Consider the following 21,590-nt stretch of genomic DNA (forward strand, 5'->3'; position numbering starts at 1 on the left):
AACCGAAATCGAACGAGCGTCCGGTAACTATTCGATAACCGTTATCGGTGAGACGGCGGAAAGTACTTCAGCACACCTTCTTGCGCGACGGTGGCGACGATGTGGCCGGAACGATCGAAGAAATGGCCGGTGCCCAGCCCGCGCGAATCCGCGGCCACCGGCGACGACGTCGAATACAGCACCCAATCGTTGAAGTCGACCTGCCGGTGAAACCACACCGAATGATTGGCCGACGCGGCGAAGATGCGGTCGAAGCCCCAGGACAACCCGTGGGTGGTGATGACCGAGTCCAGCACCGTGGTGTCCGAGGAGTACACCATCGTCGCGGTGTGCAGCACGGGATCGTCGGGCACCACGCCCAACGCCTTGAGCCACACCCGGTTGTGCGGCAGCCGCTCACCCTTGTCCCGCATCACCCACGCGGGATCGTTGGTGTAGCGCCATTCGATCGGCTGCAGCGCGTTCACGAAGTGCGGGACGGTCTTTTCGTAGCCGCGCAACAGGTCGCCGAGTGGTGGCTGCGCGTCTGCCGCCCCGACTTCGGGTGGTTGGACCGCATGCTCTAGACCGGGACCCCCGGACATATAGGTGATCATCGCTGAGGACAACAACATCCCGTCCTGTACCGCGTCGACGCGCCGGTTGGCGAAGCGCCGCTCGTCGCGCAGCCGGGAGACGTGGAATTCGATGTCCTTGCCGGTGTTGCCGCCGTTGATGAAATGCACCGAGAGCGCACTGGGCGGCAAGTCGGGCCGGACCAGGCTGCGGCTGCCGGCGACGAACGACTGCGCCATGAGCTGCCCGCCGAAGGTCCGCATCGGGTTCTTGCTGGGATGCGACCCGACGAACAGGTCGTCGCCCGCGCGATGGAGGTCCAGGACCGCCAGCAGTTCTTGGAAATCAGACGAGGAATCGGTATTCGGCTGATCGCCGGCCGGCACGGGCTCTCCTTGCGCTTAGAGGTCGTCCTCCCCGATCCGGTGGACGTGGATCAGGTTGGTGGACCCTACTGTGCCAGGTGGAGCACCGGCGACGATCACCACCAGGTCTCCCCGCTTGTATCGGCCCAGCTCGAGCAGCGATTTGTCGGCCTGACGGATCATCTCGTCGGTGGAATCCATGATGGGGACGATGAATGTCTCGGTGCCCCACGTCATGGCCAGCTGGCTGCGCACCTCGGGCCACGCGGTGAACGCGAGCAGCGGCAGCGGCGTGTGCAGGCGTGCCAGCCGCTTCACGGTGTCGCCGGACTGGGTGAACGCGACCAGCGCCTTGGCGTCGAGCCGCTCGCCGATGTCGCGGGCGGCATACGAGATCACCCCGCGTTTGGTGCGCGGCACGTGGGTCAGCGGCGGCGCGGCCGTGGAGTTGTCCTCGACCGCGGTCACGATGCGGGCCATGGTGCGGACCGCGGCCAGCGGGTACTTCCCGACCGAGGTCTCCCCGGACAGCATCACCGCGTCGGCGCCGTCGAGCACGGCGTTGGCGACGTCGGAGGCCTCGGCGCGGGTGGGCCGGGAGCTCTCGATCATCGACTCGAGCATCTGGGTGGCGACAATGACGGGCTTGGCGTTCTCGCGGGCCATCTGAATGGCCCGCTTCTGCACCAGCGGAACCTCTTCCAGCGGAAGCTCGACACCGAGGTCGCCGCGCGCCACCATGATGCCGTCGAAGGCCAGCACGATCGCTTCGAGATTGTCGACGGCCTCCGGCTTCTCCAGTTTGGCGATCACCGGCACCCGCCGGCCGATCCGATCCATCACCTCGTGCACCAATTCGACATCCGATGGCGAACGCACGAACGACAGCGCGATCAGGTCGACGCCCAGGTCCAGCGCGAAGGTGAGATCGTCGATGTCCTTGTCCGACAAGGCCGGCGCGGACACGTTCATCCCGGGCAGCGACATGCCCTTGTTGTTGCTGACCGGACCGCCCTCGACCACCGTGCAGACGACGTCGTCGCCGTCGATGGCCTCGACGACCAGTCCGACCTTGCCATCATCGACCAGGACCCGGTCGCCGACCGCGGCGTCCTTGGACAACGTCTTGTAGGTGGTCGATACCCGGTCGTGGGTTCCTTCGCAGTTTTCGACCGTGATGCGGATCGTTTCGCCGTCGGCCCAGTAGGTCGAGCCGGTGGCGAAGCGCCCGAGCCTGATCTTCGGGCCTTGCAGGTCGGCGAGCACACCGACGGCGCGCCCCGTGGCATCCGAAGCGGCACGTACCCGCTCGTATGCGGCCTTGTGGTCGGCATAGTCGCCGTGGCTGAAGTTCATTCGGGCGACGTCCATTCCGGCCTCCACCAGCGCCAGAGTCAACTCGTCCGATTGGGTTGCAGGGCCAAGGGTGCAGACGATCTTCCCGCGTCTACTCACGCCGATCAGCTTAGTCGTGCCGTCGGCTGTCGGGGTGACCCAAAGGTCGCCGCGGGTTGAGCCACCGAAGAATGGTCATGACGGGTTAACCCGCGATTTTGCGGCCGACTACCCGCTGAGCATGGTGGGGACCAGCGGAAACCCCGGCATATTGCGCAGCACCGTCCACGCGATCGCCGCGACCGTGATCGTGATCACCGCCGGTATCGGCAGTGCCCGCCGGCCCTGCCGCCATCGCACCAGCAGCCAGACGGCCAAGACCGGCAGGCCGACGAGCGCGAAAACGTTGTCGTAGATGCTGGCCGCCAGGTGGCCGTGCAGCAGGTCATGCGTCATGCGAAGCCCGCCGCAGAAGGGGCAGTTCCAGCCGGTGAGCCACTTGAACGGGCAGAGCGGGTAAGCCGAGTTCGCGTTGTGCGGGTCGACGGACCCGACATAGCCGAGTGCCCCGGCGAACAGGACGCCGGTACCGGCAGCGATGTAGCGGCCGTGGCGGTGACGGTGATCTCCCGTGCCGGAGGCCGAGTCAGGTTCCATCACGCAGTGGCCGGCCCTGCGGATCGTTGACCTTATCGGTCAGGATCAGGACCGCGTCGATGATGCTCCAGATCAAACCGATGCCACACAAGCCCAGCAACAGTTGTGCCACACCCAGGCCGGTATCGCCGATATAGAAGCGGCCGATGCCGCCGATGCCGACCAGGCTGAGCAGCTGCAGCAGACCGGCGATGGTTTTCGACTTGTCCGAGTACGGCAGGCCCGTCACCGGGTGACGGCCGTAGGGTGCCGACGGGTCGTATCCGACAGCCCCGGGATACGGCTGGTATTGCGGGTACGGCGGTGGATATCCCGACGGCTGCGGAGGTGGTGCGCCGGGGTCCGGGGCACTGCCCCACGACGGTTCGGTCACGGTGTTCAGCATGCCAGATGAACTGGGTGTACCCCAGCCTCGACGAGTCCTTCGCTAGCTGCCGGTACGGGGGGTGCGGCGGCGCAGCGTCCAGCGGCGCCGAGTTTGCTGGTCGTCCGCAGTGGGCGTGGTCTCCGATGCGGGCTGCTCAGCTGCGGGTTCCTCGGATTTCTCGTCGAGGGGCAAGGGTGACTCCGGCTCGCTCTCGGCGGTTTCCGCCGCTTCTCCAGCACCCTCTTCCAGATCGCCGGCCTGCGCCTCGGGCGCGTCTTCTGCCCTCTCTTCGGCTTCGGGCTCCTGCGGCTCAGCGCCTTCCGGCTCCTGCGCCTGCGCTATTGCCTCTTCCACCGCCGGCTCGTCGGCTTGAGGCTGCTCCCCCTCGGGCTCCTCGACCTGCGCCTCTTCGACCTGCGCCTCAGGTACCTCAGCCTCGGACGCTTGCGCCTCTGCGCCTTCCGGTTCCGCAGCCTCTGCCTCTCCGACTTCCGGCTCATCGGCTTCGACGGCCTCGGCTTCGTCCGCCTTCGCCTCTTCAGGCTCTTCGGCTTCGGGCTCCTCGGCCTCCGCCGCCTCTGCCCGCGGCTTCTCGCCTTCCGGCTCCTCGAGCGTCGCCGTTTCAACCGACTCCGCCGGGCCGGCGTCGTCGTCCGCGCTGGCCGCACTCGCCACCACGGTCGAAGCCGCGGCGACACCGGCGAGTTCCTCCGTCGGTTCGACTTCGGGCTTGGATTCGTCGTCCTCCGGCTGCACCTTACCGCGCAAACTCTCGGGATCCTCGCGGCCCTTCGGCGCCAAAACGATGTAGACGACGGCGCCGATGAACACGAAAGTCGATGTAAACGAGTTGATCCGGATACCGGCGATGTGGGTGGCGGTGTCGTCACGCAGCAGCTCAACCCAGAAGCGCCCGACGCAGTAGAGCGCGACGTAGGCGGCAAAGAGCCGTCCGTGACCGATGGCGTAACGCCGGTCGATGTAGATCAGGATGACGAAAACCAGTACGTTCCAGAGCAATTCATACAGAAACGTCGGCTGCACGACGACCGCGAGCTGTCCGGTCGACACGCCGTCGAGCGAATGCGGGTCGATGTATCCCGAAGGATCGCGGCGATAGAAGATTTCCAGGCCCCACGGCAGCGTGGTCTCCCGGCCGTAAAGCTCCTGATTGAAGTAGTTCCCGAGCCGACCGATCGCCTGCGCCAAGATGATGCCCGGCGCGACCGAATCAAGGAAGGCCGGCAACGGAATTCCGAGCCGCCGGCAACCGATCCATGCTCCGAACACACCGAGCGCCACGGCGCCCCAGATGCCCAGCCCGCCGTCCCAGATGCGGAACGCGGCGCCGAACCCGGCACCGCCCGGGCCCCAATACGTTCGCCAATCGGTGGCCAGGTGATACAGCCGGCCGCCGATCAAACCGAACGGCACCACCCACAGCGCGATGTCGTAGATCACCCCGCGCTGTCCGCCGCGGGCTGCCCAGCGCCGATCGCCGATAATCAGCGCGACCACGATCCCGGTGATGATGAACAGCGCGTACGCGCGAATAGGCAACGGACCCAGGTGCCAGACACCTTGCGGGGGGCTGGGGAAATACGTGGGCAACATCGTCATGATGTCGACACTCGCACACCTTCGGCCAATTCCTGGGTCAACGCACGCAAGCTCGGCAGACCGTCGGCGAGTGCCGATACCAAGGCCGAACCGACGATGACGCCGTCGGCGTAACTGCCGATTTGCGCGGCCTGCTCCCGCGATCGCACCCCGAGGCCGACGCCGACGGGGATGTCGGACACCGCTTTGATCCTGCTGACCAATTCGGGGGCGGCGTTCGACACCGCGTCGCGTGCCCCGGTCACGCCCATCGTAGAGGCCGCGTAGACGAATCCACGCGATGCCTCGACCGTGCTTACCAGACGCTCCGGAGTCGACGAGGGCGCCACCAGATAAATGCGATCCAGCCGATGCTCCTCGGACGCGGCCGTCCACTCGTCGGCTTCATCGGGGATCAGGTCCGGCGTGATGAGCCCGTGTCCGCCTGCCGACGCGAGGTCCCGTGCGAACGCGTCAATCCCGTAGCGCAGCACCGGGTTCCAGTACGTCATGACCACCGCACGCCCGCCGGCCTTACTGACCGCCTCGACCGCGGCCAGCGTGTCACGCACGCGCACTCCGCCGCGCAACGCGGCCTCGGTAGCCCGGGCGATCGTCGGGCCGTCCATCCCGGGATCGGAATACGGCACCCCGACTTCGATGAGGTCACAACCCGATTCGACCAGGGCGGTCATCGCGTCCACCGAAGTCCGCACGTCGGGATAGCCGGTGGGCAGGTAGCCGATCAGCGCGGCACGGTTTTCGGACCGGCACGCGTCGAAAAGCGGTGCCAGCCTGCTGGCATGGCTTTGCTCCACCGTCATCGGGTGTCCTGGTCGTCCATCAGGCCGAACCATTTCGCGGCCGTCTCGACATCCTTGTCGCCGCGGCCCGACAGGTTCACCACAATGATTGCACCGCTGCCCAATTCATGGCCGAGCTTCAGAGCACCGGCAACGGCGTGAGCGGATTCGATGGCCGGGATGATGCCCTCGGTCCGGCACAGCAGCCCAAACGCGTCCATTGCCTCGGCGTCGGTGATCGGCCGGTATTCGGCTCGGCCGGTCTCCCGCAGCCACGCATGCTCCGGGCCTACTCCCGGGTAGTCCAAACCCGCTGAAATCGAATGAGATTCGATCGTCTGGCCGTCCTCGTCCTGCAGCAGATAAGAGAACGACCCCTGAAAGGCCCCCGGTGACCCGCCGGTGAATGTCGCCGCGTGTCTGCCGGTCTCGACGCCGTCGCCCGCCGCCTCGTAGCCGATCAGCCGCACGCCCGGGTCGTCGATGAAGGCGTGGAAGATGCCGATCGCGTTGGACCCGCCGCCCACGCAGGCCGCGACGGCGTCGGGTAACCGGCCCGCCTGCGTCTGGATCTGGGCGCGCGCCTCCAGCCCGATGATGCGCTGGAAATCGCGGACCATCGTCGGGAAGGGGTGTGGGCCCGCGGCGGTGCCGAAGCAGTAGTACGTGTTGTAGGCGTTGGTGACCCAATCCCGGAACGCCTCGTTGATGGCGTCCTTCAACGTTTGCGAACCCGAGTCGACCGAGACGACCTCGGCGCCTAACAGCCGCATTCGCGCCACGTTGAGCGCTTGGCGCGCGGTATCGACCGCGCCCATGTAGATCACGCACTGAAGGCCGAGCAATGCGCAAGCGGTGGCGGTGGCCACGCCGTGCTGCCCGGCGCCGGTCTCGGCGATCACCCGGTTCTTGCCCATCCTCTTGGCCAGCAACGCCTGGCCGAGCACGTTGTTGATCTTGTGAGATCCGGTGTGGTTCAAGTCTTCTCGCTTGAGGAAGATGCGTGCTGAACCAGCGTGTTCACTCAGGCGGGTGGCCTCGTAGAGGGGTGACGGCCGGCCCGCGTAGTTCGCCTGCAAGTCGTCCAGCAGATCCAGGAATTCCGGGTTGACGCGTTCCTTCTCGTAAGCCGCGGTGACTTCTTCGATCACCGCCATCAGCGCCTCGGCGACGTAGCGGCCGCCGTACACACCGAAATGGCCACGCGCGTCAGGGTCGTGCCGGGTGGGTTCGGAAATGGCCGCGCTGGTAAGCGGCAGGGCGGGGCGAGTGGGATCCACCATCACCAATGCTCAACGCGGGGATGGCTGATGGGGTTCAACGCAGGGCTCCGACTAGCGAGCCGGTTTCGGACATGACGGATGGGTGCCCGCGGTCACCAGATCGGCGACGGCGGCACGCGGATCGCCACTTTTGACCAGACCCTCACCGACGAGGACGGCGTCGGCGCCGGCCCCGGCGTACGCCAACAGGTCCGCGGTACCGCGCACACCGGATTCGGCGATCCTGATCACGTTGCTGGGCAGGCCGGGCGCGATCCGCGAGAAGCTGTCCCGGTCCACCTCCAGCGTCTTGAGATCGCGGGCATTGACCCCGATCACGTTGGCACCGGCCTTGAGCGCGCGGTCCGCCTCTTCTTCGGTGTGGACCTCGACAAGCGCTGTCATGCCCAGTGATTCGGTGCGGTCGAGCATCGCCGCCAGCGCCGACTGCTCCAAGGCGGCGACGATCAGCAGCAACATGTCAGCGCCGTGCGCACGAGCCTCGTGGATCTGATACGGCTGCACCACAAAGTCTTTGCGCAAGACCGGAATCGACACTGCGGCCCGAACCGCATCCAGGTCGTCGAGTGAGCCGTTGAAACGCCGCTCCTCGGTCAAGACACTGATGATGCGGGCGCCACCGTCTTCGTATGCCTGAGCCAGTTTCGCTGGATCGGCAATGGGCGCCAGGGAACCGGCTGACGGACTCGCGCGCTTGACCTCGGCGATGACGCCGATCCCCGGCTCGCGCAGGGCGGCCATCACATCCAGAGGTGGGGGCGCGGCGGCGGCCGCCGCTTTGATCTCGGGAAGAGGAATACGCGCTTCGCGCGCGGCAACATCGGCCCGGACTCCCTCGAGGATGGAGTCAAGGACAGTCGCCGGACTCATACCTGTCGTTTCCCTTCTACAGCCATACAGACGGTCACCTAACCGGTTCCGAACCGATTTCGACGACGTCAATGAAGGGTAGCGACCGTCGGCTCGCGACCCGTCACCGACCCTCGGTGTCAGACTCGCGGGGCCGATCGGTCGGGTCATGCCCCTCATCGAGTGCGTCCCAGATCATCCGCTCCGACATCTCTGGCGCCCCCGGTTCCTCCAGCATCGCCCCTTCGGCACCTTTGCGTCTCGCGATCGAGCGGCGGGTCGCCGGCGCGGCGTATTTTTTCGCCCCGGCCCGGGCCGTCATCGCCGACCGCATCAACAGCACGGCGGCGATCAACGTGCACACCGCCGCACCCATCGCGAACCCGGCGCCGGCGTACCGCCGCTCGCTGCCCACCAGAGTCAGCAGCGAAATGTGGGCAAGTTCGGACCCTCGCACCGCCACATCCGGCAGCACCCACAGGCTGACGCCCAGATAGCCGATCGCCAGGCTGATCACGGCCAGCAGCCCGGCCAGCGCCCGCAGCGCCCAGCCACGCACCGCGAGCGCCGCGACGGCGGTGGCCAGCATCAGCAGCGCCAACGGCAGCAGGGCCGTCGACCAGGACGCACCGGCCAGGACCACTTCCTTGGGCGGCCCCAGCCCGTCGAACGACCGGATCACCACCCAGGGCAGTCGCGAGGCCGTCCACAGCAGACCCGCGGCGATGACCAGCAGCAGCTGTGCGATGCCAATCGTCAGCCGGGCCCGCCGGTCCGGCGGCGAATCAGCCATTGCGGGTGGCGTCCGGGGCGCTGAGCGTCTGCGCCGCGGCGATGGCATTGAGCACCGCGCGCGCTTTGTTGCTCGCCTCGGTGTACTCGTAAGGTCCGTTGGAGTCCGCCACTACCCCGCCGCCCGCCTGGACATAGGCGGTGCCGTTGCGCATCAGCGCGGTGCGAATGGCGATCGCGAAGTCCGCGTTGCCGGCGAAGTCGAGGTACCCGAGCACGCCGCCGTAGACGCCGCGGCGCGTCTTCTCCACCTCTTCGATCAGCTCCATGGCCCGCACCTTGGGCGCCCCGGACAGCGTGCCCGCCGGGAAACAGGCCGTGACGGCGTCCAGGGCGGTGCGGCCCTCGCCGAGCAGGCCGGTCACCGTGGAGACCAGGTGCATGACGTGGCTGTAGCGCTCGATGTGGCTGTAATCCTCGACGCGCACCGTGCCGGGTGTGCAGACCCGGCCGAGATCGTTGCGGCCGAGGTCGACCAGCATCAAGTGCTCCGCGCGTTCCTTTTCGTCGGACAGCAGCTCCTTTTCCAGCAGCTGATCTTCTTCCTCGTTCTGTCCGCGCCACCGGGTACCGGCGATCGGGTGCGTCGTGGCGCGGCCGTCGGCGACGGTGACGAGTGCCTCCGGGCTGGATCCGACGATCGAAAAGTCCGTCACGCCAGCACTATTCGGCACATGAAGCAGGTACATGTAGGGGCTGGGGTTGGTCACTCGAAGAATCCGGTAGACGTCGATCGGGTCGACGTCGGTGTCCATTTCGAAGCGCTGCGAGGGCACCACCTGGAAGGCTTCGCCGGCCGCGATCTGGTCGACGAGGTAGTCGACGATCTTGCCGTACTCCTCGACCGTGCGCTGGGCGCGGTAGTGGGGCTCGGGCCTGCTGAAGGTGGCCACCGTCGACGGCAGCGGCTGGCCCAGCGCCTCGGTCATCACATCCAGGCGAGCGACCGCGTCGTCGTAGGCCTCGTCGACCCGCTCGTCGGTGCCGTTCCAATTCACCGCGTTGGCGATCAGCGTGATGGTGCCCTCGTGGTGGTCGACCGCCGCCACGTCCGTGGCCAGCAGCATCAGCATGTCCGGCAGCTGTAGATCGTCGACGGCCATTTCCGGCAGATGCTCCAGGCGCCGCACCATGTCGTAGGCGAAGAACCCGACCAGGCCACCCGACAGCGGCGGAAGGCCCGGCGTGGACTGGCTGGTTTGTCGGGTGGACAGCAGCTCCAGGGTGGCCTGCAGCGCCTCGAGAGGGTCGCCACCGGTGGGCGCGTCCTGCGGGACCGCGCCCAACCACACCGCTTCGCCATCGCGCACGGTCAACGCTGAGGGTGCCCCGGCTCCGATGAACGACCATCGCGACCACGACCGCCCATTCTCGGCAGACTCCAGCAAGAATGTGCCGGGTCGATTGGCGGCCAGCTTGCGATATGCCGACAGCGGCGTCTCGCTGTCAGCCAAGACCTTCCGGGTCACCGGTACAAAGCGGTGCGCCGCCGCGAGCAGGCGAAATTCCTCCCGTGAGGTCGTGTCGGCGAGGTGTGGATGCACCGAACCATCCTCGCAGATGCGGTTGCCCGGCCCAGGCGGTCCCGCGAGCTGGGGGCACGGCGACTTTTGGCCCGATTTTCCGCGGTGCCGTCAGGCTCACACCCGGCACGGCCTCGTGGGCAATTGGGCGTAGCCTGACGGCCATGAAAACTGGTGACACAGTGGCCGATTTCGAACTTCCCGATCAGACCGGAACGCCGCGCAAGCTCAGCGCCCTGCTTGCCGACGGCCCCGTGGTGCTGTTCTTCTACCCCGCGGCAATGACTCCTGGGTGCACCAAGGAAGCTTGTCATTTCCGGGATCTGGCTGCCGAATTCGCGGCGGTCGGCGCCAGTCGCGTCGGCATCAGCACCGATGCCGTGCAGAAGCAGGCCAAGTTCGCCGACAAGGAAAGCTTCGACTACCCGCTGCTGTCCGACACCGAGGGCACGGTGGCCACGCAATTCGGCGTCAAGCGCGGTCTGCTCGGCAAGTTGATGCCGGTCAAGCGCACGACCTTCGTGATCGACACCGACCGCACGGTGCTCAACGTGATTTCCAGCGAGTTCAGCATGGACACCCACGCCGACCAGGCGCTGCAAACCCTGCGGGCACGTTCGTCGGCGTAATCGCTTGCGCTGCTTGCCGTTACGGAACGATCGCCAGGAACACGAACGCGGCCAGCAGCACCAGGTGCACCTCGCCCTGTAGCCGGGTCGCCCGGCCGGGGATCACGGTGAGCATGCTGATCACCACGGTCAACGCAAACAGCACCAGCTGCGTCGAGCCCAGCCCGAGAATCAGCGGTCCCTTGATCCAGACCGATGCGAGCGCGATGCCGGGAATGGTGAGCCCGATACTGGCCATCGCCGAGCCGTACGCGAGGTTGAGGCTGGTCTGAATGCGGCCCTGTCGCGCCGCTCGCACCGCCGCCAGCGTCTCGGGCAGCAACACCAGGCCCGCGATCACCACGCCGACGAACGAGTGCGGGAAACCCGCGACCGACACCAGTTTCTCGACGGCCGGCGACTCCTGTTCGGCCAGGCCCACCACCGCCACAAGCGCGCCCACCAGCAGCGCGAGGCTGCGCAGCGCAGCGGCTTGGCTCGGCGGTTCCGCGTGGCTTTCCTCGTCGAGGATGCGCTGCTGACCGCGCTGTGCGATCGGCAGGAAGAAGTCGCGATGCCGCACCGTTTGGGTGAAGACGAACAGCAGGTAGACCAGCAGCGAAGCGACGGCGGCGAATACCAGCTGGCCGGGCGAGAACTCCTGACGACCACGAGTCGTGGTGAAGCTGGGCAGCGCCAGGCTCAGCGTCGCCAGCGTGGTGAGCGTCGCCAGCGCCGCACCGCTGCCTTCGGGATTGAACAACGTCACGCCGTAGCGGTGCGAACCCAGCAGCAGTGACAGCCCGGCGATGCCGTTGGTGGTGATCATCAGGGCGGCGAACGCGGTATCCCGGGCCAGCGTCTCCGCTTCGTTTCCGCCCGAGGCCATCAGCGCGATGATCAGGGCCAGCTCGATGACGGTCACCGCGGTGGCGAGCACCAGCGACCCGAACGGCTCACCGACCCGGTGTGCGACCACTTCCGCGTGGTGCACCGCGGCCAGCACGGCGCCGATCAGGACGATCGCCTCCAGCCCGGCCAGCAGCGGCCCCGGCTCCCTGCCCCAGGCCAGTGCCAGCATGACGAGAGCGACCAGCGGCACCACGACGTTCCACGACATCCGTTCGCGCATCGCCTGCCATTCTGATCGAAATCGTCGGCCGGTGCCGCCTCGGGCGCGCCGCGTGCGGCCGCGATTTGCCGGCCGCCGCATTCATCGTCTCAGTAGCATGCTCACATGCCGCAAAGCGATGGGTTACCCGAAGGCGCGCTGTTCGCCGGATTCAGGATCATCCGGCGGCTGGGGGCAGGCGGGATGGGCGAGGTGTATCTGGCGCAGCATCCACGGCTGCCGCGCCGCGACGCCCTGAAGATCTTGCCCGGTGAGCTCACCGACAACCTCGAGTTCCGGCAGCGCTTCAACCGGGAGGCCGATCTCGCCGCAAGCCTGTACAACGAGCACATCGTCGGTATCCACGATCGCGGCGAATACGAAGGGCAACTGTGGATTTCGATGGATTACGTGGAGGGCACCGACGCCGCACAGCTGCTGCGCCAGTACCCGTCGGGGCTGCCGAAAGCCGACGTCGTCGAGATCATCGCCGCCATGGCCGACGCGCTGGATTACGCGCATTCACGCGGCCTGCTGCACCGCGACGTCAAACCCGCGAACATTCTGATCAGTGATGCCGCGCCGCGACGGCGCATCCTGCTGGCCGATTTCGGCATCGCGCGCGAGCTGGGTGAGATCAGCGGCCTGACGGCGACCAACATGATGATGGGCACCACTGCCTATTGCGCGCCCGAGCAGCTGCAGGGACTCGACATCGACGGACGCGCCGACCAGTACGCGCTCGGATGTACCGCGTTCAACCTGTTGACCGGTACCGCTCCCTTTCAGAATTCCAATCCCGCGGTGGTCGTCACACAGCATTTGTCCGCGCCGCCGCCGCCGATCAGCCAGCGCCGGCCCGAACTGGCCGATCTCGACGGCGCACTCACCAAAGCCTTGGCCAAAAACCCCGCCGACCGTTTTGCGACGTGTTCGGATTTCGCGGCCGCGCTCGGCAGCCAGCTGGGCACCGGGGCCGATACCGTCGGCCCTACCCGAGCGGCCCCGATCGCGGACACCGAAGTAATCGCTACGCCCCAAACCGCTTCGCCCGCAACGCTACCCGCCCGCAGCACCCGGCGCACGGCGGTGGCGGTCGCCGCGGTCGTCGGCCTGGCCCTGGTCGGCCTTGGGGTCCTCGTCGGCGTCCGCGTGTTGGGCGGCTCACACCAATCCGGCAGCGGCAATGCGAAATCTGTCGCGCCGTCAACGAGCCGTGCGCCAGCGACACCCGGGATCAAGCTCGCCCGCCAACTCACCGACCAAGCGGGTGTGCTCGGGCCCGTCGAATACGACACGGTGGATCGGGCGGTCAAGAGGCTCTACGACAACCGCGGCACCCGGTTGTGGGTGGTGTATGTCAGGAACTTCGACGGCCAAAAGCCGTTCAAATGGGCCGAGGAAGCCATGCGTGCCAACAACTTCACCGACACCGACGCCATCCTTGCCGTTGCCACCGAGGAGCCCGCATACTCGTTCCGGGTGCCCAACGCGGTGACCGCCGGAAAGGCGATTGACCTCGAAGTCATTCGGCGAGATCGCATCTCACCGGCGGTCTTTCGTCACGAATGGACGCGCGCCGCACTCGAAGCAGCCAATAGCTTGGACGTCGCGCCGCGCTAATTCTCGGGTTCGAGCAGCGCGTCGGCATCGAAGCAGCTGTGGTCTCCGGTGTGGCAGGCGCCGCCGACCTGGTCGACCGTCAGCAGCACGGTGTCACCATCGCAGTCCAGGCGCACCGAGTGCACATGCTGGGTGTGCCCCGACGTCGCGCCCTTGATCCATTGCTCGCCGCGGGACCGCGAAAAGTAGGTGGCCTCACGGGTTTTCAAGGTGCGGGCCAGCGCTTCGTCGTCCATCCAGGCGACCATCAGCACGTCACCACTGCCCCGCTCCTGCACAACGGCGGTGAACAGGCCGTCGGAATTGCGCTTGAGGCGCGCGGCGATGTCGGGATCGAGTGTCATCGTACCGTGATCCCTGCTGCGGCCATCGCGGCCTTCACCTGCCCGATAGTCAACTCCCGGAAGTGAAAGACGCTGGCCGCCAACACCGCATCGGCACCGGCGTCGACCGCGGGCGCGAAGTGGTCGACCGCGCCCGCGCCCCCGCTGGCGATCACCGGAACCGTGACCGCGGCGCGGACCGCGCGCAGCATCGCCAGATCGAAACCGGCCTTGGTGCCGTCGGCGTCCATCGAATTGAGCAGTATCTCCCCCACCCCGAGGTCGGCACCGCGGGCCGCCCACTCGACGGCGTCGATGCCGGTGCCGCGACGGCCACCGTGCGTGGTGACCTCCCAGCCCGACGGCGTGGGCGCCGAACCCGGCGGCACCGTACGGGCGTCGACGGACAACACGATGCATTGCGAGCCGAATTGCCTTGACATCTCGGCCAATAGGTCAGGGCGCGCGATCGCGGCGGTATTCACCGAGACCTTGTCCGCCCCCGCCCGCAGCAGGACGTCGACGTCGGCCACGGCGCGGACGCCGCCGCCGACCGTCAGCGGGATGAACACCTGCTCGGCGGTGTGGCGCACCACGTCCAGCATCGTCGCCCGGCCAGACGAGGACGCGGTCACGTCCAGAAAGGTCAGCTCGTCGGCGCCCTCGGCGTCATAGGCCGCGGCGAGTTCGACGGGGTCGCCCGCGTCGCGCAGGTTCTCGAAGTTGACCCCCTTGACCACGCGCCCGTCGTCGACGTCCAGGCACGGAATCACCCGCACGGCAAGGTCGGTAGCCGAGTGCATCTCAGTAGTCCTCCGGTCGGCCGGCGCTGCGCAGAATCTCGAGAATCTCCCCATACGCTCCTGGGGCGGCGGCCAGCACCGACCGGGACTCGGGCGTCCAGGGTTGACCGAGCAGGTCGGTGACAGTGCCGCCGGCGGCGCGAACCTGCGCGACCCCGGCGGCGTGATCCCACACCTGGCCACCAAAATGAACCGCGCACGAGAGGATTCCGTCGGCCACGTAGACCAGGTCAAGACCGGTCGAACCGTGCATGCGCAGCCGCGAGGACACCCGGCTCAGCTTTTCCAGCACCGCGAGTCGGTAGCGCCCCGGGAATCGTCCCCGCGAACCTGCGTTGAATGTGCCGACGCCGATCAGGGTGTCGGCCAGCGGCGTGTGATTCAACGGCGCCTGTGCGACATCGTTTTTCATCAGCGGCCCTGCGGCGACGGCCAGGTAGCGATCATCGGTGAACGGTATCCAGGTCAGACCGGCCACCGGCTCGCCCTCGTGCAGCAGACCAAGCAGTATCGCCGCCATCGGTGATCCGGCGGCGTAGTTGAAGGTGCCGTCGATCGGGTCCAGCACCCACACCCAGGGCGAATCGACCGGCGTGCCGCCGAATTCCTCGCCATGCACTCCGATTCCGGTGGCCGCTTCCAGCGCAGCGACAACCTGCCGCTCGATCGCCAGATCAACCTGGGTGGCGAAGTCGTTGCCCTTCTTGCGGACCGCCGAGTCGGCGCGATGGCCGGCTACGAACGGCTCCACTGCTGCATCGAGGATTGTCGACGCCTCGGCCAGCAGTGCGTGCAGATCCATCGTGCTACTGCCGTACCGCGTCCAACGCCTGCGGCAAGGTGAACCGCCCGGCGTAGAGCGCCTTGCCCACGATGGCTCCCTCGACGCCGCGGTCGGTGAGAGTGGCGATGGCACGCAGGTCGTCCAGGCTCGAGACGCCACCAGAGGCGATGACCGGGGCATCGGTGCGCTCGGCAACGCTGGCCAGCAGGTCGAGGTTGGGGCCACCCAGCGTGCCGTCCTTGGTGACGTCGGTGACGACGAAGCGCGAACATCCTTCGCCTTCAAGGCGTTCCAGCACATCCCACAGGTCGCCACCATCGGTTTCCCAGCCCCGCCCGCGCAGTCGGTGTTCGCCGTCGACGATCTGGACGTCCAGTCCAACGGCTACCTTCTCACCGTGCTCGGTGATCGCCCGTGCGCACCACTGCGGATTCTCCAGCGCCGCGGTGCCCAGGTTGACCCGGGCGCAGCCGGTGGCCAGCGCCGCGGCCAGCGAATCGTCGTCGCGGATCCCGCCGGACAGCTCCACCTGCACGTCGAGCTTGCCCACCACCGCGGCGAGCAATTCGCGGTTGGAGCCGCGGCCGAACGCGGCGTCGAGGTCCACCAGATGGATCCAGTCGGCGCCGTCGCGCTGCCAGTTCAGCGCCGCGTCCAGCGCCGAGCCGTACTCGGTCTCGCTGCCGGCCTTGCCCTGCACCAAGCGCACGGCACGACCTTCGACGACGTCGACAGCGGGTAACAAAATCAATGACATCTACAGTCCCTCAACCCAATTACTCAACACGGCCGCACCTGCATCCCCACTCTTCTCCGGGTGGAATTGAGTGGCGGCCAGCGGCCCGTCCTCGACCGCCGCCAGAAACGGCACCTGATGGGTCGCCCACGTCAGCACCGCCTCCGGCGAGCCTTCCCATCGCTGCGCGGCGTAGGAATGCACGAAGTAAAACCGGGCGGACGCGTCCAGCCCCTTGAAAAGCCCACTGCCCGGACCGGATTGGACGACATTCCAGCCCATGTGCGGAATCACCGGGGCATCCAGCCGAGTCACGGATCCGGGCCACTGCCCACACCCCGACGTCTCGACTCCGAACTCCACGCCGCGCGCGAACAGGATTTGCATGCCGACGCAGACCCCGAGCACCGGACGCCCAGCGGCCACCCGTTCGGCGATGATCCGCTCCCCCTCGACCTTGCGCAGTCCGGTCATGCACGCCTCATACGCACCGACCCCGGGCACCACCAGCCCGTCGGCTGCCGCGGCCGCACGCGCATCGGCGGTGACCTCCACCGTCGCGCCGACCCGCTCCAACGCACGCTGCGCAGACCGAAGGTTGCCTGAGCCGTAGTCCAGCACCACGACGGATCGTCTTGTCACAAAACACCTTTGGTGGACGGCACACCCGACACTCGGGGGTCGGGCTCGACCGCCTGGCGCAACGCGCGTGCGACGGCCTTGTACTGCGCTTCGGTGATGTGGTGCGGGTCGCGCCCGTACAGCACCCGCACGTGCAAGGCGATGCGGGCGTTGGCCGCCAACGACTCGAACACATGCCGGTTGATCACGGTGTGATAGGGCACCGAGCTTCCGGCGATCGTGGTGTGCTGCAGGTGATCCGGCTCGCCGCTGTGCACGCAGTACGGTCGGCCCGACACGTCGACGGCGGCGTGCGCCAGCGTCTCGTCCATCGGTATGAACGCGTCCCCGAACCGGCGTATACCCTTTTTGTCGCCCAGGGCCTGCCCGAGGGCCTGGCCCAGCACGATCGCGGTGTCCTCGATCGTGTGGTGTCCTTCGATCTCCACGTCACCCTTGGTGCGCACGGTCAGGTCGAAGCTGGCGTGACTGCCCAGCGCGGTCAGCATGTGGTCGTAGAACGGCACGCCGGTGTCGATGTGCACCTGACCGGTGCCGTCGAGGTCAAGCTCGACGACGATGTCGGATTCCTTGGTGCGGCGCTCAATTCGCGCGCGACGAGTCGCAATGGTTGTCACGGGGCTCCTATTACATGGTCGCGATCCGCCGCACCCGGCGTCGCCGCGCTTGCGATCGCTGCGACCGGGCGGGAATCGGCTGGGACCAGCTCGGTGGCGGCGATCTGGGCGCTCGCCTCGAGGAACGCGTCGTTCTCGTCGGCAAGTCCGATGGTGGTGCGCAGGTAACCGGGAATGCCGACATCGCGGATCAGGACGCCAACCTCCAGGTAGCGCTGCCAGGCCGCGGGCGCGTCGGCGAATTCGCCGAACAACACGAAGTTCGCGTCGCTTGGGATCACCCGAAATCCCAAGCGGCTCAAGCCCGCCACCACTCGTTCGCGTTCGGCAATCAAGGTGGCCACGCTGCCCAGGGTGTCGTCGGCGTGGCGCAGCGCGGCCCGGGCGGCGGCCTGGGTGACCGATGACAGGTGGTAGGGCAATCGCACCAACAGCATCGCGTCGATGAGAGCCGGCGTAGCAACCAGATACCCCAACCGGCCGCCGGCGAACGCGAACGCCTTACTCATCGTGCGACTGACGACGAGCCGGGTCGGGTACTCCTCGATCAGCTCGACGGCGCTGGGCTGCGACGAGAACTCGCCGTACGCCTCGTCGACGATCAGAATGCCCGGTGTCACGTCGAGCAACCGGCGCAGGTCCGGCAGCGGAATGCTTTGTCCGGTAGGGTTGTTCGGGCTGGTGACGAACACCACGTCCGGTTTGCGCTCGGTGACGGCGGCGACGGCCGCGTCGATGTCGAGACTGAACTCCTCACCGCGCGGGGCCTCGATCCACTCGGTGCGGGTGCTGTCGGAAATCAGCGGATGCATCGAATAAGACGGAACGAACCCGATCGCGCTGCGTCCCGGCCCGCCGAACGCCTGCAACAGCTGCTGCAAGATCTCATTGGAACCATTGGCGGCCCAAAGGTTTTCGTAACTGAGCAGCGTGCCGGTCTGGGCGGTGAGGTAACTCGCCAGATCGGTGCGCAACGCCACCGCGTCGCGATCCGGATACCGGTGTAGATCGGTGGCGACCTCCCGCACGGACCGGACGACATCGTCGACCAAAGCCTGGCTGGGCGGGTGCGGGTTCTCGTTGGTGTTCAGCCGCACCGGAACTGCCAGTTGCGGTGCGCCGTAAGGCGATTTGCCGCGCAAGTCATCGCGCAGCGGCAGGTCGTCGAGGGTGACCTGCCGTTCGGATGCGGTCATCGTTCGAACCTCCGCCGGACTGCCTCGCCATGGGCGGGCAGATCTTCGGCTTTCGCGAGTGTGACCACGTGTCCGGAGACGTCCTTGAGGGCCGCCTCGGTGTAGTCCACGACGTGGATGCCACGCAGGAAGGTCTGCACCGACAGACCGCTGGAGTGGCGGGCGCTGCCCGCGGTCGGCAGCACGTGGTTGGAGCCGGCACAGTAGTCGCCGAGGCTGACCGGCGAGTACGGACCGACGAAAATGGCTCCGGCCGAACGTATTCGGCCGGCAACCCGCGGCGCGTCGGCGGTCTGGATCTCGAGATGCTCGGCCGCGTAGGCGTTGACCACCTTGACACCGGCGTCGAGGTCGTCGACCAGGATGATCGCCGATTGCGGGCCGCTGAGCGCGGTCGTCACCCGTTCCCGGTGGACCGTGGTCTGCAGCTGCGCGGCGACCTCGGTGTCGGTGGCCGCGGCCAGGTCTTCGCTCGCGGTCACCAGCACGCTGCCGGCCATCTCGTCATGTTCGGCCTGGCTGATCAGGTCGGCGGCCACGTGCGCCGGGTCGGCGGTGTGGTCGGCGAGGATGGCGATCTCGGTCGGCCCGGCTTCGGCGTCGATGCCCACCATCGAGCGGCAGAGCCGCTTGGCGGCCGTGACGTACACGTTGCCGGGCCCGGTGATCAGGTCGACCGGCGCCAGTTGCGTGCCGTCGGTGTCGACGCCGCCGTAGGCCAGCAGCGCCACCGCCTGCGCCCCGCCGACCGCCCACACCTCGTCGACGCCGAGCAGTCGGGCCGCGGCCAGGATCGTCGGGTGCGGCAAGCCGTCAAACCGGGCCTGCGGCGGACTGGTCACCACCAGCGAGTCGACCCCCGCCGCCTGCGCGGGCACCACGTTCATCACCACGCTGGACGGATACACCGCGTTACCGCCGGGCACGTACAGGCCGACCCGCTCGACGGGGACCCATCGCTCGGTGACGGTGGCCCCCGGCCCGAGCACCGTGGTCGTGTCGGTCCGGCACTGGTCGGCGTGCACGGCGCGGGTCCGCTCGATCATCACCTGCAACGCGTCACGGACGTCGGCGTCCAGCCCGTCCAGCGCGGCCCGCAACGCGGCCTCGGGTACCCGGACCGCCGCAGGGCGTACGGCGTCGAACGACTCGCCGTAGTCCAGCGCAGCCTCGGCCCCGCGCTCGGCGACGGCCGCCACGATCGGCTGCACCTTCGACAACACCGACTCCACATCGGCCCCGCCGCGCGGCAATGCCGCCCGCAGCCGGGTAGCCGTCAGCTCCGCGCCCCGCAGGTCGATGCGGGCCAGCACAGAGGGGGGTGTGGCAGTCACAGCGTCCATTGTCCCAGAGGAACTCAAATCAATATCCGACCGGTACAGTGCCGAGAATCAGCGCACAGACGTTCCGCAAGGGAGTGGGCATGTCCACAAAGGATCACCCGAACAACGCCCCGGGCATCCCGATGGTGTACCCGACGTGGTTTGAGAACTTCCAGGTCAAGTACGTCAACCCGGCGTTGAAGCCGATCGCGCGCTTCCTGCCCGGCACGGGCACGATCGAGCATCGCGGCCGCACGTCGGGCAAAACGTACCGGACCATCGTGACGGCCTATCGCAACGGCAATGTGCTGGCGATCGCGCTGGGCCACGGCAAGACCGACTGGGTGAAGAACGTGCTGGCCGCCGGGCAGGCTGACCTGCACTTTGCCCGCAGCGTCGTGCACATCACCAATCCCCGGATCCTGCCCGCGGGGTCCGACGGCACAGGCCTGCCCCGGCTGGTGCGTCTGCAGTTGCGCCGGATGGCGGTGCTGGTCAGCGACATCGCCTGAGCCGCCGCGAGGCCAGCCGCCCCGCCGAGTGTGCGCCGACGGCTTTGAGTGTGCGCTGACGGCGGCACACGCCGGCGTGTCGCCACCCAGGACGCACATTCGAGACCCAGCACGCACGCTCGACGCGAAAGGCGGGCGGGGTGGGTCTAGGCCCGGGTGAAGACGGTCTTGCCGGTCATCGTCGGCCATACCGACGGCGCTTCGGCCCAGGGCACCACCCGGTCGACGGCCGGTGACAGGTCGCACCCGCCGGCCAGCAACTCCAGCACCTGCGGAATCGCCGAGCGCGCGTTGACCCGTCCGGTGACGAACCTCACCCCGCGGGTGTACATCGGCAGCAGCGGCATCTCGACGATCGGCAGGTAGTAGATCCCGGTGTCGGTGCACACGCCGTCCGGCCAGGTCGCCCGCAGCGTGGCGGCCAGCAGCGACGGATCGGCGGAGGTGTGCACCGTGACCGGATACGGCTCCCAGGTCTTATCGGGCTTCACCCGATCGTGGACCACCGCGCCGAGCTTCTCGGCGGCCGCCAGCCGGCGCACATCGTGGTCGACGTAGTCGACGCGGGCTCCCAGCGCGGCCGCGAACGCGGCGGCGTACAGCCCGATCGAGAGCTTGCCCACCACCAGCACACGGCGGTCGATCGGATCGAGCGCGGCCAACTCGGCCGCATACGGTCCCACCGCCCGCCAGCCGTCGGGGATGTTGTCCGACAGCGAGGCGATGGCGTCGGGCTGCACGCCATCCGGGACGGGGAGCAGCATCGCGTCGGCGTAGGGCACCAGCACCTCGTCCGACATGAATCCGCCCCCGTTCAGCCCGGCGAGCGGGCCGAGACCGTACATCGCCATCAGCGGCACCGAGCCACACGAGCCGGTCACGCCGCGGCGGCACGCCGAACAGCTGCCGCAACTGATCTGGAACGGCACGACAACCCAGTCGCCCGGCCGAACGGTGCCCACGGCATCGCCGACGGCCACCACCTCGGCCAGCCCCTCGTGCCCGACGGCGTAGCCGGGCGGCAACGGGGCCTGGCCGTTGGCAACCGCGATGTCGAGATCGCAGCAAGCCACCATCAGCGGCCTGACCACGGCTTGTTCCGGTGCGCTGAGCTCCGGCTCCGGCACGTCGCGCCAGATATAACGTCCGGCGTCTTCGAAGGTCAGCTGCCGCATCCGGGCCAGC

General features: G+C 67.6%; 23 protein-coding genes. 3 read left to right on the plus strand and 20 right to left on the minus strand.

The window, feature by feature from the left end:
• Positions 1-41: 41 nt before the first annotated feature.
• The 10 genes from AAHS21_RS16230 to AAHS21_RS16275 all read right to left on the minus strand — a co-directional run bounded on the left by AAHS21_RS16230 (position 42) and on the right by AAHS21_RS16275 (position 10,149).
• Entirely contained in the window at positions 42-941 is a 900-nt protein-coding gene (locus tag AAHS21_RS16230; RefSeq protein ID WP_342928631.1) for an acyl-CoA thioesterase II, read from the minus strand.
• A 15-nt stretch (positions 942-956) separates the two neighbouring features.
• Complete coding sequence (gene pyk / locus AAHS21_RS16235; protein WP_096287081.1) at positions 957-2,375, minus strand: pyruvate kinase; 1,419 nt, start codon at positions 2,373-2,375, stop codon at positions 957-959.
• Between the two features lie 108 nt (positions 2,376-2,483).
• Positions 2,484-2,912 (minus strand): DUF2752 domain-containing protein, encoded by a 429-nt coding sequence (locus AAHS21_RS16240; RefSeq protein ID WP_342928719.1) that lies wholly within the window; start codon positions 2,910-2,912, stop codon positions 2,484-2,486.
• On the minus strand, positions 2,902-3,297 hold the full coding sequence (locus AAHS21_RS16245; RefSeq protein WP_342928632.1) for a TM2 domain-containing protein: 396 nt from the start codon (positions 3,295-3,297) through the stop codon (positions 2,902-2,904). The genes AAHS21_RS16240 and AAHS21_RS16245 overlap by 11 nt, the downstream gene beginning before the upstream one ends.
• A gap of 42 nt (positions 3,298-3,339) precedes the next feature.
• Positions 3,340-4,899 (minus strand): prolipoprotein diacylglyceryl transferase, encoded by a 1,560-nt coding sequence (gene lgt, locus AAHS21_RS16250; RefSeq protein WP_342928633.1) that lies wholly within the window; start codon positions 4,897-4,899, stop codon positions 3,340-3,342.
• The gene (gene trpA / locus AAHS21_RS16255; RefSeq protein WP_342928634.1) at positions 4,896-5,702 is read right to left on the minus strand and encodes a tryptophan synthase subunit alpha; all 807 of its coding nucleotides are present in this window, start codon (positions 5,700-5,702) and stop codon (positions 4,896-4,898) included. The genes lgt and trpA overlap by 4 nt, the downstream gene beginning before the upstream one ends.
• Positions 5,699-6,964, minus strand: coding sequence for a tryptophan synthase subunit beta (gene trpB / locus AAHS21_RS16260; RefSeq protein WP_342928635.1), 1,266 nt, complete (start codon positions 6,962-6,964; stop codon positions 5,699-5,701). Before trpB ends, trpA begins: the two co-directional genes overlap by 4 nt.
• A gap of 51 nt (positions 6,965-7,015) precedes the next feature.
• Positions 7,016-7,834, minus strand: coding sequence for an indole-3-glycerol phosphate synthase TrpC (gene trpC / locus AAHS21_RS16265; protein ID WP_342928636.1), 819 nt, complete (start codon positions 7,832-7,834; stop codon positions 7,016-7,018).
• Between the two features lie 103 nt (positions 7,835-7,937).
• Positions 7,938-8,606 (minus strand): TIGR02234 family membrane protein, encoded by a 669-nt coding sequence (locus AAHS21_RS16270; protein ID WP_342928637.1) that lies wholly within the window; start codon positions 8,604-8,606, stop codon positions 7,938-7,940.
• On the minus strand, positions 8,599-10,149 hold the full coding sequence (locus AAHS21_RS16275; RefSeq protein ID WP_342928638.1) for an anthranilate synthase component I: 1,551 nt from the start codon (positions 10,147-10,149) through the stop codon (positions 8,599-8,601). The genes AAHS21_RS16270 and AAHS21_RS16275 overlap by 8 nt, the downstream gene beginning before the upstream one ends.
• Before the next feature lie 143 nt (positions 10,150-10,292).
• Between AAHS21_RS16275 and AAHS21_RS16280 the strand changes: the two genes are divergently transcribed.
• Positions 10,293-10,757, plus strand: coding sequence for a peroxiredoxin (locus tag AAHS21_RS16280; protein ID WP_342928639.1), 465 nt, complete (start codon positions 10,293-10,295; stop codon positions 10,755-10,757).
• 19 nt (positions 10,758-10,776) lie between these two features.
• Here AAHS21_RS16280 and AAHS21_RS16285 read toward each other — a convergent pair whose 3' ends face one another.
• Positions 10,777-11,868: a calcium:proton antiporter gene (locus AAHS21_RS16285; RefSeq protein WP_342928640.1), complete on the minus strand. Its 1,092-nt coding sequence runs from the start codon at positions 11,866-11,868 to the stop codon at positions 10,777-10,779.
• Positions 11,869-11,973: 105 nt separating this feature from the next.
• On the opposite strand from AAHS21_RS16285, the gene AAHS21_RS16290 reads away from it, so the two are divergent.
• Complete coding sequence (locus AAHS21_RS16290) at positions 11,974-13,470, plus strand: serine/threonine-protein kinase (RefSeq protein WP_342928641.1); 1,497 nt, start codon at positions 11,974-11,976, stop codon at positions 13,468-13,470.
• Here AAHS21_RS16290 and hisI read toward each other — a convergent pair.
• Genes hisI through hisD form a run of 8 tightly spaced genes read right to left on the minus strand, consistent with a single transcriptional unit; the run spans position 13,467 to position 19,884 of the window.
• Complete coding sequence (gene hisI / locus AAHS21_RS16295; RefSeq protein WP_342928642.1) at positions 13,467-13,814, minus strand: phosphoribosyl-AMP cyclohydrolase; 348 nt, start codon at positions 13,812-13,814, stop codon at positions 13,467-13,469. The two genes, AAHS21_RS16290 and hisI, sit on opposite strands and share 4 nt — an antisense overlap.
• A complete protein-coding gene (gene hisF / locus AAHS21_RS16300; RefSeq protein WP_342928643.1) occupies positions 13,811-14,596 on the minus strand; it encodes an imidazole glycerol phosphate synthase subunit HisF in 786 nt (261 codons plus the stop codon). The genes hisI and hisF overlap by 4 nt, the downstream gene beginning before the upstream one ends.
• A 1-nt stretch (position 14,597) precedes the next feature.
• Entirely contained in the window at positions 14,598-15,398 is an 801-nt protein-coding gene (locus AAHS21_RS16305; protein WP_342928644.1) for an inositol monophosphatase, read from the minus strand.
• A 4-nt stretch (positions 15,399-15,402) separates the two neighbouring features.
• The gene (priA, locus tag AAHS21_RS16310) at positions 15,403-16,137 is read right to left on the minus strand and encodes a bifunctional 1-(5-phosphoribosyl)-5-((5-phosphoribosylamino)methylideneamino)imidazole-4-carboxamide isomerase/phosphoribosylanthranilate isomerase PriA (protein ID WP_342928645.1); all 735 of its coding nucleotides are present in this window, start codon (positions 16,135-16,137) and stop codon (positions 15,403-15,405) included.
• Entirely contained in the window at positions 16,138-16,758 is a 621-nt protein-coding gene (gene hisH / locus AAHS21_RS16315) for an imidazole glycerol phosphate synthase subunit HisH (protein WP_342928646.1), read from the minus strand. It lies immediately after the preceding gene.
• Positions 16,755-17,375 carry an imidazoleglycerol-phosphate dehydratase HisB gene (gene hisB / locus AAHS21_RS16320; protein ID WP_342928647.1) on the minus strand — a complete coding sequence of 207 codons (621 nt, stop codon included), beginning with the start codon at positions 17,373-17,375 and terminating at the stop codon, positions 16,755-16,757. The genes hisH and hisB overlap by 4 nt, the downstream gene beginning before the upstream one ends.
• Positions 17,372-18,571 carry a histidinol-phosphate transaminase gene (locus AAHS21_RS16325; RefSeq protein ID WP_342928648.1) on the minus strand — a complete coding sequence of 400 codons (1,200 nt, stop codon included), beginning with the start codon at positions 18,569-18,571 and terminating at the stop codon, positions 17,372-17,374. Before AAHS21_RS16325 ends, hisB begins: the two co-directional genes overlap by 4 nt.
• Positions 18,568-19,884, minus strand: a complete 1,317-nt coding sequence (gene hisD / locus AAHS21_RS16330) for a histidinol dehydrogenase (RefSeq protein WP_342928720.1) — start codon at positions 19,882-19,884, stop codon at positions 18,568-18,570. Before hisD ends, AAHS21_RS16325 begins: the two co-directional genes overlap by 4 nt.
• Before the next feature lie 110 nt (positions 19,885-19,994).
• Here hisD and AAHS21_RS16335 point away from each other — a divergent pair, with 110 nt between their 5' ends.
• Positions 19,995-20,405 (plus strand): nitroreductase family deazaflavin-dependent oxidoreductase, encoded by a 411-nt coding sequence (locus AAHS21_RS16335; protein WP_342928649.1) that lies wholly within the window; start codon positions 19,995-19,997, stop codon positions 20,403-20,405.
• A 146-nt stretch (positions 20,406-20,551) separates the two neighbouring features.
• Here AAHS21_RS16335 and AAHS21_RS16340 read toward each other — a convergent pair whose 3' ends face one another.
• Positions 20,552-21,580 (minus strand): alcohol dehydrogenase catalytic domain-containing protein, encoded by a 1,029-nt coding sequence (locus AAHS21_RS16340; protein WP_342928650.1) that lies wholly within the window; start codon positions 21,578-21,580, stop codon positions 20,552-20,554.
• Between the last annotated feature and the right edge of the window lie 10 nt (positions 21,581-21,590).

The organism is Mycobacterium sp. 050272 (assembly GCF_039023525.1).
Lineage (GTDB): Bacteria > Actinomycetota > Actinomycetes > Mycobacteriales > Mycobacteriaceae > Mycobacterium.

What these genes read in the sequence shown, in the direction of transcription:
- AAHS21_RS16280 (WP_342928639.1), top strand. Translation starts at nt 10,293, where the DNA reads ATGAAAACTGGTGACACAGTGGCCGATTTCGAACTTCCCGATCAGACC.
- AAHS21_RS16290 (WP_342928641.1), top strand. Translation starts at nt 11,974, where the DNA reads ATGCCGCAAAGCGATGGGTTACCCGAAGGCGCGCTGTTCGCCGGATTC.
- trpB (WP_342928635.1), bottom strand. Translation starts at nt 6,964, where the DNA reads ATGGTGGATCCCACTCGCCCCGCCCTGCCGCTTACCAGCGCGGCCATT.
- trpC (WP_342928636.1), bottom strand. Translation starts at nt 7,834, where the DNA reads ATGAGTCCGGCGACTGTCCTTGACTCCATCCTCGAGGGAGTCCGGGCC.
- hisF (WP_342928643.1), bottom strand. Translation starts at nt 14,596, where the DNA reads ATGCACTCGGCTACCGACCTTGCCGTGCGGGTGATTCCGTGCCTGGAC.
- AAHS21_RS16270 (WP_342928637.1), bottom strand. Translation starts at nt 8,606, where the DNA reads ATGGCTGATTCGCCGCCGGACCGGCGGGCCCGGCTGACGATTGGCATC.
- AAHS21_RS16340 (WP_342928650.1), bottom strand. Translation starts at nt 21,580, where the DNA reads ATGCGGCAGCTGACCTTCGAAGACGCCGGACGTTATATCTGGCGCGAC.
- hisI (WP_342928642.1), bottom strand. Translation starts at nt 13,814, where the DNA reads ATGACACTCGATCCCGACATCGCCGCGCGCCTCAAGCGCAATTCCGAC.
- AAHS21_RS16245 (WP_342928632.1), bottom strand. Translation starts at nt 3,297, where the DNA reads ATGCTGAACACCGTGACCGAACCGTCGTGGGGCAGTGCCCCGGACCCC.
- trpA (WP_342928634.1), bottom strand. Translation starts at nt 5,702, where the DNA reads ATGACGGTGGAGCAAAGCCATGCCAGCAGGCTGGCACCGCTTTTCGAC.
- priA (WP_342928645.1), bottom strand. Translation starts at nt 16,137, where the DNA reads ATGTCATTGATTTTGTTACCCGCTGTCGACGTCGTCGAAGGTCGTGCC.
- AAHS21_RS16305 (WP_342928644.1), bottom strand. Translation starts at nt 15,398, where the DNA reads ATGGATCTGCACGCACTGCTGGCCGAGGCGTCGACAATCCTCGATGCA.
- AAHS21_RS16285 (WP_342928640.1), bottom strand. Translation starts at nt 11,868, where the DNA reads ATGCGCGAACGGATGTCGTGGAACGTCGTGGTGCCGCTGGTCGCTCTC.
- lgt (WP_342928633.1), bottom strand. Translation starts at nt 4,899, where the DNA reads ATGACGATGTTGCCCACGTATTTCCCCAGCCCCCCGCAAGGTGTCTGG.
- AAHS21_RS16325 (WP_342928648.1), bottom strand. Translation starts at nt 18,571, where the DNA reads ATGACCGCATCCGAACGGCAGGTCACCCTCGACGACCTGCCGCTGCGC.
- AAHS21_RS16240 (WP_342928719.1), bottom strand. Translation starts at nt 2,912, where the DNA reads ATGGAACCTGACTCGGCCTCCGGCACGGGAGATCACCGTCACCGCCAC.
- AAHS21_RS16335 (WP_342928649.1), top strand. Translation starts at nt 19,995, where the DNA reads ATGTCCACAAAGGATCACCCGAACAACGCCCCGGGCATCCCGATGGTG.